Source organism: Undibacterium sp. CCC3.4, assembly GCF_034347425.1.
Lineage (GTDB): Bacteria > Pseudomonadota > Gammaproteobacteria > Burkholderiales > Burkholderiaceae_D > Undibacterium.
Genome location: NZ_CP133779.1, coordinates 585,001 through 600,978, shown reverse-complemented (window position 1 = coordinate 600,978; position 15,978 = coordinate 585,001). Strand labels below are relative to the sequence as shown.

At 50.3% G+C, this 15,978-nt stretch carries 15 protein-coding genes; 6 read left to right on the top strand and 9 right to left on the bottom strand.

The window, feature by feature from the left end; translation table 11 throughout:
- Positions 1–61 precede the first annotated feature (61 nt).
- From RHM61_RS02855 to RHM61_RS02835, 5 genes are all read right to left on the bottom strand, one after another.
- The gene (locus tag RHM61_RS02855; RefSeq protein ID WP_322249626.1) at positions 62–1,279 is read right to left on the bottom strand and encodes a HEPN domain-containing protein; all 1,218 of its coding nucleotides are present in this window, start codon (positions 1,277–1,279) and stop codon (positions 62–64) included.
- 26 nt (positions 1,280–1,305) lie between these two features.
- The gene (locus RHM61_RS02850) at positions 1,306–1,917 is read right to left on the bottom strand and encodes a response regulator transcription factor (protein WP_322249625.1); all 612 of its coding nucleotides are present in this window, start codon (positions 1,915–1,917) and stop codon (positions 1,306–1,308) included.
- Entirely contained in the window at positions 1,917–3,839 is a 1,923-nt protein-coding gene (locus RHM61_RS02845; RefSeq protein ID WP_322249624.1) for an ATP-binding protein, read from the bottom strand. Before RHM61_RS02845 ends, RHM61_RS02850 begins: the two co-directional genes overlap by 1 nt.
- Positions 3,840–3,931: 92 nt before the next feature.
- A protein-coding gene (locus RHM61_RS02840) for an IS3 family transposase (protein WP_322247645.1) occupies positions 3,932–5,145 on the bottom strand; the annotation gives its coding sequence in 2 pieces (ribosomal slippage) (positions 3,932–4,869 and positions 4,869–5,145; 1,215 coding nt in all).
- A 62-nt stretch (positions 5,146–5,207) separates the two neighbouring features.
- Complete coding sequence (locus RHM61_RS02835) at positions 5,208–5,618, bottom strand: hypothetical protein (RefSeq protein ID WP_322249623.1); 411 nt, start codon at positions 5,616–5,618, stop codon at positions 5,208–5,210.
- Positions 5,619–5,927: 309 nt separating this feature from the next.
- On the opposite strand from RHM61_RS02835, the gene RHM61_RS02830 reads away from it, so the two are divergent.
- Positions 5,928–6,590 (top strand): hypothetical protein, encoded by a 663-nt coding sequence (locus RHM61_RS02830; RefSeq protein WP_322249622.1) that lies wholly within the window; start codon positions 5,928–5,930, stop codon positions 6,588–6,590.
- On the opposite strand, the gene RHM61_RS20235 is transcribed toward RHM61_RS02830, so the two are convergent.
- Complete coding sequence (locus tag RHM61_RS20235) at positions 6,521–6,910, bottom strand: transposase (protein ID WP_323503168.1); 390 nt, start codon at positions 6,908–6,910, stop codon at positions 6,521–6,523. The genes RHM61_RS02830 and RHM61_RS20235 overlap by 70 nt on opposite strands.
- Before the next feature lie 345 nt (positions 6,911–7,255).
- On the opposite strand from RHM61_RS20235, the gene RHM61_RS02820 reads away from it, so the two are divergent.
- The 4 genes from RHM61_RS02820 to RHM61_RS02805 all read left to right on the top strand — a co-directional run bounded on the left by RHM61_RS02820 (position 7,256) and on the right by RHM61_RS02805 (position 12,206).
- Positions 7,256–8,371, top strand: coding sequence for a sensor histidine kinase (locus tag RHM61_RS02820; protein WP_322249621.1), 1,116 nt, complete (start codon positions 7,256–7,258; stop codon positions 8,369–8,371).
- 44 nt (positions 8,372–8,415) lie between these two features.
- A complete protein-coding gene (locus RHM61_RS02815; protein ID WP_322249620.1) occupies positions 8,416–8,814 on the top strand; it encodes a response regulator transcription factor in 399 nt (132 codons plus the stop codon).
- A complete protein-coding gene (locus tag RHM61_RS02810; protein ID WP_322249619.1) occupies positions 8,811–9,182 on the top strand; it encodes a response regulator in 372 nt (123 codons plus the stop codon). Before RHM61_RS02815 ends, RHM61_RS02810 begins: the two co-directional genes overlap by 4 nt.
- 108 nt (positions 9,183–9,290) lie before the next feature.
- The gene (locus RHM61_RS02805; RefSeq protein WP_322249618.1) at positions 9,291–12,206 is read left to right on the top strand and encodes a CHASE domain-containing protein; all 2,916 of its coding nucleotides are present in this window, start codon (positions 9,291–9,293) and stop codon (positions 12,204–12,206) included.
- Positions 12,207–12,268: 62 nt separating this feature from the next.
- Here RHM61_RS02805 and RHM61_RS02800 read toward each other — a convergent pair whose 3' ends face one another.
- Both RHM61_RS02800 and RHM61_RS02795 read right to left on the bottom strand, forming a co-directional pair.
- Positions 12,269–12,607 carry a hypothetical protein gene (locus RHM61_RS02800; protein ID WP_322249617.1) on the bottom strand — a complete coding sequence of 113 codons (339 nt, stop codon included), beginning with the start codon at positions 12,605–12,607 and terminating at the stop codon, positions 12,269–12,271.
- Positions 12,607–14,199: a diguanylate cyclase gene (locus tag RHM61_RS02795; RefSeq protein ID WP_322249616.1), complete on the bottom strand. Its 1,593-nt coding sequence runs from the start codon at positions 14,197–14,199 to the stop codon at positions 12,607–12,609. Before RHM61_RS02795 ends, RHM61_RS02800 begins: the two co-directional genes overlap by 1 nt.
- Before the next feature lie 236 nt (positions 14,200–14,435).
- Between RHM61_RS02795 and trmB the strand changes: the two genes are divergently transcribed.
- Complete coding sequence (gene trmB, locus RHM61_RS02790; RefSeq protein ID WP_322249615.1) at positions 14,436–15,152, top strand: tRNA (guanosine(46)-N7)-methyltransferase TrmB; 717 nt, start codon at positions 14,436–14,438, stop codon at positions 15,150–15,152.
- Here trmB and RHM61_RS02785 read toward each other — a convergent pair whose 3' ends face one another.
- Positions 15,153–15,950 carry a fumarylacetoacetate hydrolase family protein gene (locus tag RHM61_RS02785; protein ID WP_322249614.1) on the bottom strand — a complete coding sequence of 266 codons (798 nt, stop codon included), beginning with the start codon at positions 15,948–15,950 and terminating at the stop codon, positions 15,153–15,155.
- Between the last annotated feature and the right edge of the window lie 28 nt (positions 15,951–15,978).

The following is a 15,978-nucleotide window of genomic DNA, read 5'->3' as shown; positions in this document are numbered from 1 at the left end:
AGATAACTTGTTACGAATGGCGCTTCTTTTTTTTTATAAGAAATATGTTACGCAATCGTCTTTATAACAAAAACTTTATTGCACGTTCGATCAACCGTTTTTTATTGATTAAGTCAGTCATATCTCTTGGCGAATCAAGGAAAAGATTTGCTTCGTTCAAAGTTTTAAAAGTCCCCGTATTTCGTAGATGGAAAAAGATAAGTTGTTCAAAGTAGAACTTTAGTTGGTAGCACCTAAACTTTGCATTCTCATTCTGGTCTCCGGCATGAACGCTTCTGTTTCTAAAATCCCGCAAATGCTCTAGTACTTGTTGGTGATATTCAGAATCTTTAAACAGAAATGAACATCGACGTACTATTAAATCGTATTTAGCATCACCTTGGCATGTGATGGACTCTAGTGCACCCCACAGCTTTATTAGGCTAACGTTCTGATCTCGTTCATCTAAAGCTCGGACAAATCGAACCAATGCATCGCGTAATTCATAAGAATATGGAATTTGATTTAACTTGGTAAAAATTCGTTTGTAAAACTTTTTAAAACCTGCAAAATCATCCGCTACAAACAAATCTACTTTTGCAAAGTTCGGTTCATACCAAAATTGTTCATCAGCGACTGCCCCATTGATTTGGTGGACTGTATGAACACGCCCCATTCGTATCTTATTTATTGGCTTCCATTCATCTCCAAAAAGCGACGTACTTGAATTTGCAAGTAGTGACCATATCGCTCGTTGAATATCAATCACATACAAAGCCTTGGTTGCAGCTCCTTTAATAGATTTTGACTTTACCGATACAATAATTTTGCTATAGCTATCAGGTGTATCGTCAGAAAAATCAAATTTATTTCTAATTACAGAATTCCTCGATTCATACCTTTTTGGAAAAAAATTATTTAAGAAAGTAATCTTGCAGCCTTCAGTATTGATTGTTTTTAACGGAAATGGCTTACCGAGCGAAATTGTTGTTAAAACATGAAACTCTGTTTCCTTTGTCTTTCGCTCCTCCTTAATTAAACGATTAATTTCTTCAATTACGCTCTGCTTCTCAAGTACCTGTTTTTTAGCGACGTTACTGATAGCTGTCCAAATAACGCCTTCTATTTCAATTGAATGTGATTTATCCTTAAAATCAACCATTCCATCGAGGGTTGCCTTTGCATCAAAAAATCCGAAGCCAGAAAATGAAACCTTTCCGTCAACAGACACATTCTTTGATTCTTCGATTCTTTTAAGAACAACGTCTGGTTTCGTATTTTTTTTCCAGTTTGCATTCATTTTATTATCCTAAAATCACATTCTGCTCAAATCGATTTGGCCGCACTCAACTGAATCCTGACGCATTCCGCCAGCGAACTCACTTCCAGTTTTTCAAAGAGCTTGGCACGATGGGACTCGACCGTTCTTGTACTGACCTTTAACCTGTCTGCAATGACCTTGTTCGGCATACCTTCCACAAGCAAGTGCAACACTTGATTTTCGCGCTCTGACAAGCGGCTGATTTTTTCATACACATCGGCATTCAGTTTTGATTGACGATGCAACTCAATACTCGACTTGATCGCCATTTGCAGACTATCAATCAACGATTGTTCATCTACTGGTTTAGTCAAGAAATCAACTGCACCAGCCTTGAATGCACGTGTACATTGCGCAATATCACCATGGCCGGTAATAAAAATGATGGGAATCACATACCCTTTTTGTTTGAGTATGTCTTGTATCGTCAAGCCACTGATACCTGGCATACGGATGTCTAATATCAAGCACCCCACTTGGCTCGCATCGTAGTCATCTAAGAATGCCTGCGGATGTTCATACGCAATCACATTTAGGCCGACTGATTTAATCAATAAGCTGAGCGAGTCGCGAACAGCGAGGTCGTCATCTACTAAAAATACGACAGGTTCTAACATCATTCTCTTTCAGATAAATCGAGGTCAACAATATTCGGATAACGAATCGCTAAGGAGAAACTAAACTCAGCGCCGCCATGCGGTAAGTTTTTTGCAGATAGTGTTCCGCCATAAGATTCGACAATGGAGTAACTAATAGTGAGTCCCAATCCCATGCCGTTATCTTTGGTTGTAAGGAAGGGATCAAACAGATGCGGGAGCACCTCTGCTGGAATACCTGCGCCGCCATCTCGAACCGTCAGCACGACTCTGCTTTCTTGGACGGCGGTTTGTATGTGGATGATTCTGGCATCAGTTGGAAACTCCTGCATCGCTTCCATGCCATTCCTGACCAGATTCAAAACCACTTGCTCCATACCTATCGGATCAGCCGTGACAACTGGCAAGCCATACATCAGTTCGGTTTCAGTAATCACCTGAAAATCTTTCAAATGATGCTCGCTCAGAGATAGGACGTTATGTATCACTTGATTCAAATCGACAGGGGCTGTCTTTGATGATTTCTTACTGACGAATGCACGTAGGCGCGTAATAATCTCGGCAGCTCTCTTTGATTGCAACGCAGAGGATTTCATTGCCTGAATAATTTCATCATCATTCGCATCGTCAGATTGCAGCATACGAATGCAGGCTTGGTTGTAGCTCAGAATAGCTGCCAATGGTTGATTGATTTCGTGCGCAATCCCTGCTGCCATTTCACCCATCGTATTCAAACGAGCGACGTGAGCTAATTCTACTTGGTGCTGACGCAAGCGTTTCTCACTAGCTTCGATGGCCTCAAGCGCTTTCTTGCGTATTGGCCCCATATCTCTAAATGCAACCACTGCGCCGATAAACTCCTGCTGACTGCCAAACAAGGGCGATACGTTCCCTTCAATCAGTTTGCGCTGTCCATCGTTATCCTGTATCACCGCATTATCTGGAAGATCGACGACACGTTGATCAGCAATACATTGAGAAAATGGGTCTACTATTTTTGAAGTGGAAAGTTCATACCTCAAGGCCATTACCGCAGTTACTTGTTTTCCTTGGATGTCCGCAAGTTTTTTCTGAAGAATGGCTTCTGCCGCAGGATTGACGTATTCGACAACACCATCAGAATTGAGCGTCATCACCGCATCAGTAATAGATCGTAACGTGACAAAAGCGCGGTCCCGTTCCCGATACAATAATTCATTCGCCAGCCGCGTTTCCTCTTGCTGCATGCGCCGCCAATTGAATGCCATCGCACCTAACAATGTCAGCAACAAGGTCACACAGGCAGAAACCACCAAGCCGGAGAGTCGAAACACTTCCCAGCCGATCTGCCTTTGTGTTTCAAATAAAAACGGTTGGAATTCGCTAGGAATAGCATGTTCGTAGGTGAATAGCGGTAAGAGATGCCGTTCAACCGATGACTTCTTCATTTCATTTAACGCGTAAATCTGTCCGCTTACGTCGTCAGGCTGATACTGTTTGTGAAAAAGCCGCATTGTCATATTCGATGGCGGCAATTCATCTGCATGAAGTAAATTCTTAGCACTGATCAGCAGAGACACTAAACGGGTCGCCTGCTGTTGCCGAGTGAAATAATCAGCTGATGGTGACGACGTATTGAACAAGGCTTTAAATAAAATATATCCGCGCCCACCTTCGACCAGATTAAACGGTGCTGATGCAATGATTTTTTGCGTCATCACACTCTCATCAATCGCCAATTGCAGCTTCTTATCCGCATAGACATCCAATCCTAAAACCGGAGAGGCCGATGCAATGGGCGGTTCCATAAAGGTGACCGGATAATAAAATGGACGCGGTGCGGCTCTGCGCCAACTGCGCTCGCCATCTAAACCAAAGTCCCGAATCTGATAATCGGCACGAATCGAGTGCTGAGCCTCCCTTTCAAATTCATGCAAATGCGCCAGTTCGATACGCGGTTGCATAAAGTGGCCCCCTAAGTCCAGACAATTATTCAAAGAGTTTAAGATAGTGCCTGTTTCTGCCACAGCTGCGCGGCGCTGCCCCGTTATTCGCACTACATCACTACCGTGCTTTTCTTTTCTATCATTTTTGAATCAGGCAGTTCAGTACCAAATTTGTTTACGATCTTGGCACCGCCGCCCACGCCTGATCGATACACGGTTTCCGGCGTTTGATAACCCAATGATTGATGTTTACGTTCAGCGTTGTAGAACATAAAATAGTTCGCCAAGCCGATCACCAACTCCGGCATACTTTCATGCTTTTTCAAATACACTTCTTCATATTTCACACTGCGCCATAGACGCTCAACAAAAATATTATCCAACGCCCGACCGCGACCGTCCATACTGATTTTGATGCCGTTTCTAAGCAGCAGCCCAGTAAAGGCCTGGCTGGTAAACTGCGCACCCTGATCGGTATTAAAAATCTCCGGCGTTCCATACCATTTTATGGCTTCTTCCAAGCAGTCCACGCAAAACCCCGCATCCATCGTGTTCGACAACCGCCAAGACAGCACCTTCCGGCTATACCAGTCAACGATCGCCACCAGATACACAAAACCCCGCGGCAGCCTGATGAATGTGATGTCTGTACTCCAGACCATATTTGGTCGAGTGACATCGATACCTCTCAGTAAGTACGGGTAAATCTTGTTCTGCGGATGCGCTTTACTGGTGTTGGGGCCTGGGGCCATACCTGCCAATCCCAGTTGCTGCATCAGCCTCTGTACGCGCTTGCGGTTCACTGCATGGCCACAGTCTCGCAAGTAATGCGTCATGCGTCGCGTGCCGTAAAATGGATGTCTGGTGTATTCCTCGTCAAGCAATTGCAACAGCAAACTATCAAACGGATTGATCTCTTCTTGCAAGCGCTTTTTCTTGTCGTACACGACCGAGCGCGTGACTGAAACGAGACGGCATTGTGTGGCGATTGAAAGGGCAGAGAGCGGCTCTACCCACTGCAATCGTTCCGTTACAGGCTGATCCCTGACTTTTTTTTAAGCCAATCGAGTTCCATATTCAGTTGCCCAATTTTGGCATAGAGACGGTCTGGGTCGTTCTGTGTGCTGGCCGGTTTCGGACCGCGCTTACCTTCAAACAGACTGCCTGCATTTTCCAGTAATTCTTTCTTCCACTGGCTAACCTGCGTCGGATGCACCCCGAACTCTTGGGCGATCTGATTGATCGTCTTTTCGCCTTTGATTGCCTCAACTGCTACCTTGGCTTTTTGTGCGCCGCTAAATATTTTTCTCTTATTTTCACTCATGGTCTGCCTCGTCTCTTTTCGACAGACACTAGTTTAAACTGTTGTCCGGATATGTGGATCCACTATAGCAATCCCACGGTATAAATATGGGGATAGCGCGTCAGCATTTCCTTTGCGTAGGCACGAACACCATTAAATTGAAGCTGGTCAAAAGTATGCAGCAGTGCTTCCAGCCCGCCTAATACCGCCTCATTTTGAGAAAGACGTTGCCGGATTAATTCGTATAGATTGAGCGAGGTTTGCTGGAAATGATCTTCCTGCCTCTTGATTTCCGATGAAATCTGAATCGTCGCTACCGAACAAAAGAACGTCATCCAGACCAGAAACAAATACATCCATACTTTTTTTGAGAAAGCCAAGACACTTCTTAAAGACATCAGCCGCATAGGTTCGAGCGCATTTTGTAAGAACACTTGTCGTTCAGCCTCAAGTATTCGCGTTTTATCTTCCTCCCTTTGCTGCCATCGCGTCATTTGACTTCTGCATTAAATTTTTAAAACAGCAATCTATCACTGCATGGCAAGGGAAGGCTATCCGTAATCCCCGAAGGGGAAACCAGTATTCGACACAATATATTTTTACTGTGGAGCATCATAACATTGGCAAACTATATATTTTTATTGTTAATAAAAATATTCCTGTTGTATGAACTCAAGATTTACTGGATCGTCGCCAAGATTGTCTTTAGGAAATATATTTAGAGAAATCGACTAAATAAGCGAATCAGACAAATTGAGTTTTATCAAATCAAAAAATTCCTGATCTATTTTCCGGAGAGCATTTTGAAAAGAATCCGATCAGAAGGGCTCGGCCTTCTCATCACCTTGGTACTTTGCAACCTGACAGGCTGTGACTCCAAGGGCGTTGCAAACGCGGCATTGAAGGCCCGTGTAGGCCTTCAATGGACATCAAACGATACCCAGGTTCACTGGAGGGGTGCCTATGAGTATTGCGAACAACTAGCCAATAAGGACGGTGTTGCCTGGCGCTTACCCACTGCCAAAGAGGTGATTCGTCAGTATGAAAGCAACTTCGTCACCGGACCATCTGACAATTATTTCTGGACAGGTCTATTCAATGAGTCCGTCGTTCACTTCACCATTAACTTGGATCACGGTGCGAAACAATGGCGCGGCGATGACAAGGTAGTTGCCAAGATACTTTGCGTTAATGGAACAACGTGGGATGACGAAGCATGGTTAGTTGATTTTTTCAACGCCAAGATTATGGGCCGTTTTGAACATGCCGCTTCTATCGCCAAATATGAGGCCGAACAAGGTAATGCCAAAGCTGAGAATCAACTAGGAAATTTGTACTTTAAAGGTGAAGGTGTGCCACAAAACGATCAGCTTGCATTCGATCTATACAAAAAAGCCTACGCCCACGGATTCAAGGCTGCTGAAACAAATATTGAAAAAATGCGTGATTCGGGACGGGCACGATAATTCCCAATGCGACCCGTACAGTGGCCTCCTAAGTCCAGACAATTATTCAAAGAGTTTAAGATAGTTTCAGTTGCCCAATTTTGGCACAGAGACGGTCTGGGTCGTTCTGTGTGCTGGCCGCTGGCTGGTTTCGGAGCGCGTTTAGCTTCAAACAGACTGCCTGCATTTTCCAGTAATTCTTTCTTCCACTGGCTGACCTGCGTCGGATGCACGCCGAACTCTTGGGCGATCTGATTGACCGTCTTTTCGCCTTTGATTGCCTCAACTGCTAGCTTGGCTTTTTGTGCGCCGCTAAATATTTTTCTCTTATTTTCACTCATGGTCTGCCTCGTCTCTTTTCGACAAACACGAGTTTAAACTGTTGTCCGGATATGTGGATCCACTATAAAATTCCCTCCGCGTCAAGAACGAGCTGGCCTACACAGTGCCTCGCAACGCGATCAAAAACCCCCTCAGTATGATTAAAAATGATGCATTGCAGCAATGTTAATTGACAATTGTTTAAAACATTGCTTGTTGCAAATACTTTGAAACAGCATATTATTGTCATCAAGGGGGCAGCACTTTTTTTGCAGGGAGTTGCCGCACTTCTCATTGATTGTGGCAAGCCATGGTGCGCATCGAGTAAGGTGGTCAGCACAAACGAGGTCGGTATGAATGCGCAGATGAAAGTATTTTTCGATGCTTTGAGCGATGGCGTGGCGATAGCCAATAGCGATGGCGTGGTTGATTATGTCAACGAACCAGGTCAAATCGTCTTCGCGGCCAAAGTCGGCCAGCCGTTTCCCGATCCGCGGGTGGTCAAGGGTGTGCGTGATTTGGCCGCCGGTTTCGGTAAAGCTCCTCTGTCTATTCCTTTACCAACCCAAATGGGTAGCCCAGCCGGCTGTATTGCGCAACTGATGCCCCTGCCGGTAGCGAATCAATATGCCATCGTGACCAGAGTGTTGGCTGAGAAGCAATTCTATGAAATGACCTTGAAAAATTTCTATGAATTTATTCGCATCGATCTGGCGCGTCCTATCAAGCAATTTTCGGAACAACTCGATTTCTTTGTTGAAGAAGAAAGTTCGGAAGAAACCCACAGCTTGGTTGAAAACGGCCGGGTGATTTCGGAGCGTCTGCAACGCATAGAAATGCTGGCTGAATTGTTTGGCAGTTCGCCCCTGGTCGATCAAGAGCGACTGATGTTTGATGCCATGATTTCCAATGCTCTCAACGCCGAAAGCCAGCAACTTAGCGCCCGCGGCCTCGAAGTGTTTCTGGATGGCTTGGATGCCGAGCTGCCGCCTGTGTATGGGAGCAGTGTCTGGCTGACGCGCGCCTTACGTGAATTGATCGCTAATGCCGCGCGCCATGCTTCACCCAAATCACGCTTGGAAATCGTGTTGCGCTGCACTGGCACCCATGTGATTCTGAGCTTGCGCAACCACGGGCATTTTGCCAATAGCGGTTTGTTGAAAAAGAAATTGTTCGTGCCCTTCAACCGCGTCGAAGACTATGTGCGCGAGAAAAAAACCGTGAAAACCGGTGCGCCCGGCGGCCCTGGTCTGGGCCTGCCAATTTGTCAGCAAATTTTGCATCTGCACGGTGGCCGCATGACTGTGGTCGAGGGCGAGGGCGATGACATCATCGAATTTAATCTGGAGCTGGCAACCGGTGCCCCGGTACAGGATACCCAAGTACTCGACGCCCAACAGGCGCAGCGCTACGCACATGATATGGTGGCTTTGATGCGGCGTATGCAGACGGCGAAAAAAGCGCCGGTAGTAGAAAAATAATGCAGTAAGCATGCCCGTGAGGGAATAATGATTCGGAGATGGACATGAAAACCAAACGCATTTTGATCGTGGAAGATCAAGCCGATATCCGCAAGCTCATCCGTATGACGCTCGATTTCGGCGAATACGAATTACACGAAGCCGATAACGGCGACAGCGGCTATCAAATGGCGCAAACGGTGATGCCACATATTATTTTGCTCGACGTAATGATGCCGGGCAGTATGGATGGTCTGCAAGTGTGTGAGCGCTTGAAAAAAGATCCGCGCTATGCCGCCACCCGCATTGTCATGTTGACCGCCCGAGGCCAGCAATCGGATATCGATACCGGTTTGAAAATGGGGGCCAATTCTTACATGATCAAGCCCTTCAGCCCGCTGGAATTGATGGACACGGTGGAAAACTATTTTTCTGAAATAGAAGCCGCCGGCGGCTTGTCATGAGTCGCAGTGTGCTGGTGGTCGACGATCAATCGGAGGCCCGGCAACTGGTGCGCATGGTGATGGAAGTTGAATCGTACACCGTGCGCGAAGCCGGCAACGCCAGCATGGCCTTGAGCTCGGCGCGCGCCGAACGGCCTGATTGCTTCATCATCGATATCCGTATGCCGGGCCCAATCGATGGCTTGGGTTTGTGCCGCGCGATTCGGCTTGATCCGCAACTGGCACAGATACCGGTGATACTGCTGAGCGCGTTCTTTCGCGCCGATGAGCGACACCAAGCTGATCTGGCCGGGGCTGATGTATTTTTTGAAAAGCCCTTTAATTTCAATGATTTGCTCGAGCAAGTTGAGCGACTTACCCAGCATTGAGCTTCTGTAAAATGCAGCATGATTGAATTGATGTCGATGTGATTTATTCTCGCAGCGCTGTCGGCCACTGATGCGCAGCGTTCCTCGTGATTGCGGCAGGAGTCGTCCATGAATCAGAATACGCAAGCTAATCGCATGCACCGGCTGTTGGTCGGGCTATCTAAATTTTTACGCAAAGAGTGGCTGGCTTACTTGATTCTGGTGATCGGCCTGGGAATGTCGGTGGCGGTGTGGGTGCTTAGTTTGCGCAGCCATGAAGATGTCGAGCGCGCGCGCTTCATCAGCACCGGTGAATTGATCACGACCTCGCTGGAACGTCGCATGAACAGCAATGAACAAATACTGCGCGGTGGCGCGGCGTTGTTCAGCATGAACAATACTACCTCGCGCGAACAATGGCGCACCTATGTGTCGAGCTTGCGGCTGGATGAAACCTCGCCCGGCATGCAAGGCGTCGGCTTCATTATGCGGGTCGACGAGGCGGAGAAAATCACTCACACCGCCAAAGTGCGCGCCGAAGGTTATCCTGAATACACCATCCATCCGGTTGGCCAGCGTGCCCAATATCTGACGGTGCTGTATCTGGAGCCATTCTGGGGACGCAATCTGCGTGCCTTCGGTTTTGATTTAGCCACAGAAACGATCCGCAAGGCGGCCTTGGAGCAAGCCAGGGACACTGGCGAGCCGGCCTTGAGCGGACGGGTGGCGCTGGTACAGGAAGGTAAGCAAGGTGGGCAAGCCGGTTTTTTACTCTTCATTCCGGTCTACAAAAATGGCTTACCACGCGGCTCGATGGCGGAACGGCGTGACTCTTTACTCGGCTATGTGTATAGCCCATTTCGGGCCGACGATATGATGCGCAATGTGCTCGTTAATGTCGATGCCAGCGTCGGCGTGGAAGTATTCGAAGGAAAGCAAACCGATCCGAGCGCCTTGCTGTTTTCCAGTACCACCTCGATCGATATCGCCAATGCGCATTATTTGAGCACGCGACAAATGGAATTCAACGGACGCACCTGGAGCGTGCGCTTTTCCAGTCTGCCAAGCTTCGAAGCCTTATCGAATAATGTGATCAGCCACATGATGCTGGTCGCCGGCATCGCGGTGACCATCTTACTGACTTTTTTCGTTAAAAATCTCACCGCCACGCGCAACCGCGCCTTCGATATGGCCAAGGAAATGACGACACAGCTGAGTCGCAGTGAGAACACTTTGCGTGCCGTGCTCGATTCGACCGCCGATGGTATTTTGCGGGTCGATGGTGATGGTCGGGTTGGGTCGGTAAACTTGGCGGCCGAACATATTTTCGGCTTCTCTGCCGAGCAGCTAGACAGGATTCCCTTGTCCACTCTGATCGTCGGCATGGAGGTGGAAAGACTCGAAGACTTACTCAACAGTTATGGTAACGCCGGTAGTGCCTTGCGTACCGCGCGCGTGGAAGCGTTCGGCATCCGCTCTTCCGGTGACCAATTCCCCTTGGCGATCTCGCTGAGCCAGTTCCAGCAGAATGACGAAATCAATTTTTCGCTGATGGTCAGAGATATCAGCGACGACAAGATGGCCGAAGCCATACTGCAATTGCGACTCAAAGCGATCGAGGCGGCCAATAATGGCATCGCCATCGCCGATATGACTATGAGTAGTCAGCCGATTATTTACACTAACCCAGCCTTCGAGCGTATCACCGGATATAGTGCCAGCGAAATGCTGGGTATGAATTGCCGCCTACTGCAGGCCGACGATACCTGTCAGTTAGAGATCGCCGAAGTATCGCAGGCGATTAAGGAAGGACGCGGATGCAAAGTTTTGCTACGCAATTATCGCAAGGATGGCTCCTTGTTTTGGAACGATTTATCGGTCGCTCCGGTGTTTGATGCCGAGGGCCAGGTGAGCCATTATGTCAGCAGTCAGAACGACGTGACGGATCGCGTCTTGGCTGAGCAAAATTTCTTGATTCGCTCGATGCGTCTCGATGCCATCTGCACCCTCAGTCCTGATGGTGTGGTCGCGTTTGATGCTGATGGTAAGCTGACCAATGTCAATCCCGCCTTCTTGGAAATGACGGGATTTTCGAATGCCGAGTTGTCGAATGTGAACATGCAAGAATTCGACGATATGCTGCGCTCGCTGTGCGATCCTGCTCATGCTTACGTCTCGGCATTGAATGACAGTGCACTGAACGGCGAAACCGGCGAGGAAGCGCAGATGCAGAGCGGTGATCAGATGCTGACATTGGTGACACCGCAGCCGCGCATTTTAATTCGCTCGGTGCGCATGGTAGCCGCCGGTTCGCTGGAAAAAGTACTGTACTTCCGCGATGTCACGCGCGAGACAGAAATTGATCGTATCAAGAGCGAATTTCTATCGACGGCGGCACATGAGTTACGCACCCCGATGGCGAGTATTTTCGGTTTTTCCGAATTGCTGCTGCGGCGTAAATACGATGAGGCGACCCAGAAAGATTTGCTCGGCACGATACATCGCCAGGCTGCAGTGATGATTAATTTGATCAATGAATTGTTAGATCTGGCGCGCATCGAAGCACGTGCCGGTAAAGACTTCAAATTTTCACGTCAAGCGATCGCTCCTGTGGTGGAAAATGCTGTGGCCGCGCTGTTAGTTAATAATGATCCACGTCGCGTCAATGTGTCGATTCCCGAAGGTTTGCCAGAACTCAGTATCGATGCGGAAAAAATCGGACAGTCACTGATGAATGTACTGAGCAATGCCTACAAGTATTCGCCGGCTGGTGGCAGTATCGACCTGAGTGTCTTGTGCGAAGTGCGTGAGGGCTTGAGTGAAGTCGGCTTACGCGTGCGTGACCATGGCATCGGCATCACGCCGGAGCAGATGGGGCGCTTGTTCGAACGCTTTTTCCGCGCCGATCCCTCCGGTAACATCCCCGGCACTGGGCTGGGAATGTGCATCGTCAAAGAAATCATCGAACTGCATGGTGGGCGGGTTGAGGTGGCCAGTGAAAAAGACGTCGGCACCACGGTTACCCTGTGGTTGCCCGCCGGTTAAGCAAGCGCTGCGCTGTAATTTGCACTCGCCGTTGACGTAAGCTTGGCTGTGGGGCGGGGCCGTCAGTCGCCGCGCTTACTACCCGTGCAATTGCGCGCACAACTGGCAGCAATGTTGTCGCAACTTTGGTATTTTTCGCTGCGTAATTTTTGCACCTCACTGCTGCGTTGCTGCGCAGTGTTTTGGTATGCGTTCATGTCGTGACCGCTCGCTTGTGATGGGTTCGGGGCATTCTGTTTGAGTAAGCCTGATACATCGGCCGAACTATTGCTATCGGCTTGTTTGCGGCAACTGTTGCGCTCGGCCGTACACAGTGACTGGCATACCGAGGTTTCTGCGGCCTGCAGGGCGGGATGCGCGCACAACAGCGCGAGCAAACTAAGAGTAGAAATCAATTTCATCATGACTTTCCGGGTGGGGGCAAACTGGGGAGGGTGATTGGGTGGTTGGCCGGCGCCAGTACGCAGCGATCGCGTCCGCCATCTTTGGCCGCATACAAAGCGCGGTCGGCGGCTTGCAATAACTCGCGCGGCTTATCGTGTTCACGGGACGGCACACAGGCAGCCACACCGATGCTGACGGTGACGATGCCGCCGCCATCGCGGTTCGCAGCGTGCTCGATCTGTAGTGCGCGCACGGCAGCGAGGATGTGTTCGGCCAGATGCATGGCACCCTTCGCATCGGTATTGGGAAAAATCATGCAAAACTCTTCGCCGCCATACCGTGCCGCCAAGTCACCGGGCCGGCTCTGATGGTTTTTCATGACGCGGCTCAGCTGCTTGAGGCAGTCGTCGCCACTGGTATGGCCATAGCGATCATTGAAACGTTTGAAATGGTCGGCGTCGATCATCAGCAATGCCAGCGGCATCGCGTGGCGCTGCGCGCGCCGGAATTCTTCCTGCAGCGCGATATCGAAGTGGCGCCGATTGGCTAATTCGGTCAGCGCATCTTGCAGCGACAAGCGTTCGAGCTTTTGATTGAGCACGGCCATTTCATCGCGCGTCTGCAGAATTTCTACTTCAGCGTCGACGCGCATTTGAATCTGCCGCACCAGGTAAACGCCGAGTGAGCCGAGTAGCAAAATCAGCGCCGCCACGCCGGCCGTATGCATATAGGTGTCGGCCAACCACTCGCTCAAAATTTCTTGTTCCGACAGGGCAACCGAGGTCAGTAGCGGGAAATGCTCCATGTGGCGAAAACTGATTTGCCGCTTCACTCCGTCGCTGGGCGAGACGGCCGTGAAGTTGCCGGTAAATTTGTTGGCCGCGTTGCGAAACAGCGTGGTCTGACGCATGTCTTTGCCGATCGAATCGCTGAGCAAAGGGCGGCGCGTCAGTAGCGTGCCATTTTCCGCCAACAGCATGATGGCACCGGCTTGACCGATTTCGAAGCTGTGGTAGTAACGAGTGAAGTACTCGACCTCGATGGTGGCTAAGGCGACGCCGGCAAAGCTGCCGTCGGCGCGATTGATGCGGCGTGACAGAGTGAGAGTCCAAGCGCCGTTGGAACGGCTGTGTAGCGGCGCGCCGATATACGATGCGCCATCATTGACTTGGCGATGATGGATGAAATAATCGCGGTCTTCATTAGTTTGCGTGCCCAAGGACGTGTTGAGGGAATGGACCAGACAATGGCCGTTTTGGTCGTAGATGAACAAACCGTGCAACTGCGGTAAATTGTCGCTGCGTAACAGCATCAGTTTGCGTAGCCGCCCCAGCGTTGCCGTAGCGCTGCCGTCGGTCTGCACCCGTTCGACCAAGCCTAGCAGTGCGGTGTCGGCTTCTTTGAAGGTATCGTCAGCATGTTGGGCAATGGCACGCGCCATATTCGCCGACGAGACTTGCATTTGACTGAGTTGATTGCGGCGCGCGGCCCAACTGCGCCAGCCATCCATGCCTATGAGCGACAAACAAACCAGCAACACGAAGGCGATCGCCAAGCAAATGATTGGTGGTCGTGCGCTGGCGGGGGATCGCTTGAATGGTGGCAGCATGGCTGGAGCAGACCTTAAAGGGTAGCGCCAATTATATATTTATTGTCAATTATTTCAAATGGGAATTAATTTTACAGCCGACACCGACTACACCGCGGTGGTCGGAAATTGCCGATTCGTCTGGTAAAATACCGCTTTTGTGGTGGTGTAGCCTGCTGTGCCCACCACCTTGGCGCTGCCTGACTGTGAATTTTTCACCACGCTTGCCGCCGTTTCTCTTTCAAGAAGAAGTTTCCATGTCCGATTCCACACTCGCAGAGCGCGCCAAAGCGCTGTTTTATGATCCTACCGAGCGGCGCATCCGCAGCTTTGTCACTCGTGCCGGGCGCCTGTCTGATGCACAGGCACGCGCGATTGAAACGCTGGCACCGCGGTACTGCATTCCCTATGAAAAAACCGTGCTCGACTTCGATGCGAGCTTCGGTCGTTCGGCACCAACGGTGTTTGAAATCGGCTTCGGGATGGGCGAGACCAGCGCCAAAATTTCTGCCGGCATGCCGGAGAAAAATTTCATCGGCGTCGAAGTGCATACGCCGGGTGTCGGCAGTCTGCTGAAACTGAGTGAAGAAATGGGCTTGCAGAATCAGCGCATCATTCAACACGATGCTTTCGAAGTACTGACACACATGATTGCACCGGCTTCGCTGCATGGCATTCATGTGTTTTTCCCTGATCCATGGCACAAGGCGCGGCATAACAAGCGCCGTCTGATTCAAGGCCCGCTGGTGGAGTTACTGGTTTCGCGCTTGGCACCGGGTGGCTATTTGCATTGCGCGACGGATTGGGAAGACTACGCCGTACAGATGCTGGCAGTATTAGGGGCCGAAGCGACGCTGGAAAACACCGCCGATGGCTATGCGCCGCGTCCGGCTTACCGACCAGTAACAAAATTCGAAAACCGCGGGCTGCGCCTCGGGCATGGTGTGTGGGATTTGTTGTTCCGTAAGAAGTAATTACTCAAAACCGCTGGCGTCGGTAAAGCGCACCGCCAAGCTACCGAGTTCGCCAAAGCGTATCGTCAAGGGCGTATCGAGCGCGACATCGGGGCTGCCGGCATACGAACCGGTAATCACGCATTGTCCACGCTGCAGGCCGATGCCGGCGGCGCGCAAAAATTCAAGCAGCCAATACAACGGCGCGCGCGGCTGACCGGCCGGGTGTACCCCTGACCACACACGCGGCGTTGCCGCGTCGCTGATTTCTATCTGCAGGTGCGCCGCATCCGCCGCTTCCATTGGTATGGCCGGGCCCAGCAGCAAGCCTTGATTGAACAAGCCATCGGCCAGATGTTCGGCAAAGCTGGCTTGCTCCGGGCATTGGTAGCGGCTGCCTATGAGTTCCAAGGCCAGATGAACGCTGCCGATAGCGGCGTCGATTTCGGCTGGATTGTAAGGCTGTGGGCGGCACGGCAGCGCGGCCGCGAACACGAAGGCCAGCTCCGGTTCTATGCGCGCCTTGGTATCGATCGGCCAAACCGGGCAGGGCTCGCCGTGTTGGTGGATGCTGTGGCGGTAGATCGGTGCCACCACGATTTGCTCGGCGTTTGGCAGCGCACATTTCCAGCCGCCTATCGGCCAATTCAACAGACCACTGACTCGTTGTTGCAGCGCCCAAGCTTGTCGGCAGTTCTGCGGTCGTTGCTCCTCTGCCAAACGCTCACCACGCCTGCCGTCGCGCCGACGTTGCGCCAGTTCGGCGGCAGCGTCGAGCAAAGCGGGTGGCAACAATGTGGGCGGGGTGGGCAGGGACATACAGCTATTTAAGCATAGGCGACCCGTC

Bases quoted from the DNA above. Each gene is read 5' to 3' on its own strand.
- RHM61_RS02820 (WP_322249621.1), top strand. From the start codon at position 7,256: ATGAAAGTATTTTTCGATGCTTTGAGCGATGGCGTGGCGATAGCCAAT.
- RHM61_RS20235 (WP_323503168.1), bottom strand. From the start codon at position 6,910: ATGAGTGAAAATAAGAGAAAAATATTTAGCGGCGCACAAAAAGCCAAG.
- RHM61_RS02795 (WP_322249616.1), bottom strand. From the start codon at position 14,199: ATGCTGCCACCATTCAAGCGATCCCCCGCCAGCGCACGACCACCAATC.
- RHM61_RS02855 (WP_322249626.1), bottom strand. From the start codon at position 1,279: ATGAATGCAAACTGGAAAAAAAATACGAAACCAGACGTTGTTCTTAAA.
- RHM61_RS02850 (WP_322249625.1), bottom strand. From the start codon at position 1,917: ATGTTAGAACCTGTCGTATTTTTAGTAGATGACGACCTCGCTGTTCGC.
- RHM61_RS02815 (WP_322249620.1), top strand. From the start codon at position 8,416: ATGAAAACCAAACGCATTTTGATCGTGGAAGATCAAGCCGATATCCGC.
- trmB (WP_322249615.1), top strand. From the start codon at position 14,436: ATGTCCGATTCCACACTCGCAGAGCGCGCCAAAGCGCTGTTTTATGAT.
- RHM61_RS02845 (WP_322249624.1), bottom strand. From the start codon at position 3,839: ATGCAACCGCGTATCGAACTGGCGCATTTGCATGAATTTGAAAGGGAG.
- RHM61_RS02785 (WP_322249614.1), bottom strand. From the start codon at position 15,950: ATGTCCCTGCCCACCCCGCCCACATTGTTGCCACCCGCTTTGCTCGAC.
- RHM61_RS02835 (WP_322249623.1), bottom strand. From the start codon at position 5,618: ATGACGCGATGGCAGCAAAGGGAGGAAGATAAAACGCGAATACTTGAG.
- RHM61_RS02805 (WP_322249618.1), top strand. From the start codon at position 9,291: ATGAATCAGAATACGCAAGCTAATCGCATGCACCGGCTGTTGGTCGGG.
- RHM61_RS02810 (WP_322249619.1), top strand. From the start codon at position 8,811: ATGAGTCGCAGTGTGCTGGTGGTCGACGATCAATCGGAGGCCCGGCAA.
- RHM61_RS02800 (WP_322249617.1), bottom strand. From the start codon at position 12,607: ATGAAATTGATTTCTACTCTTAGTTTGCTCGCGCTGTTGTGCGCGCAT.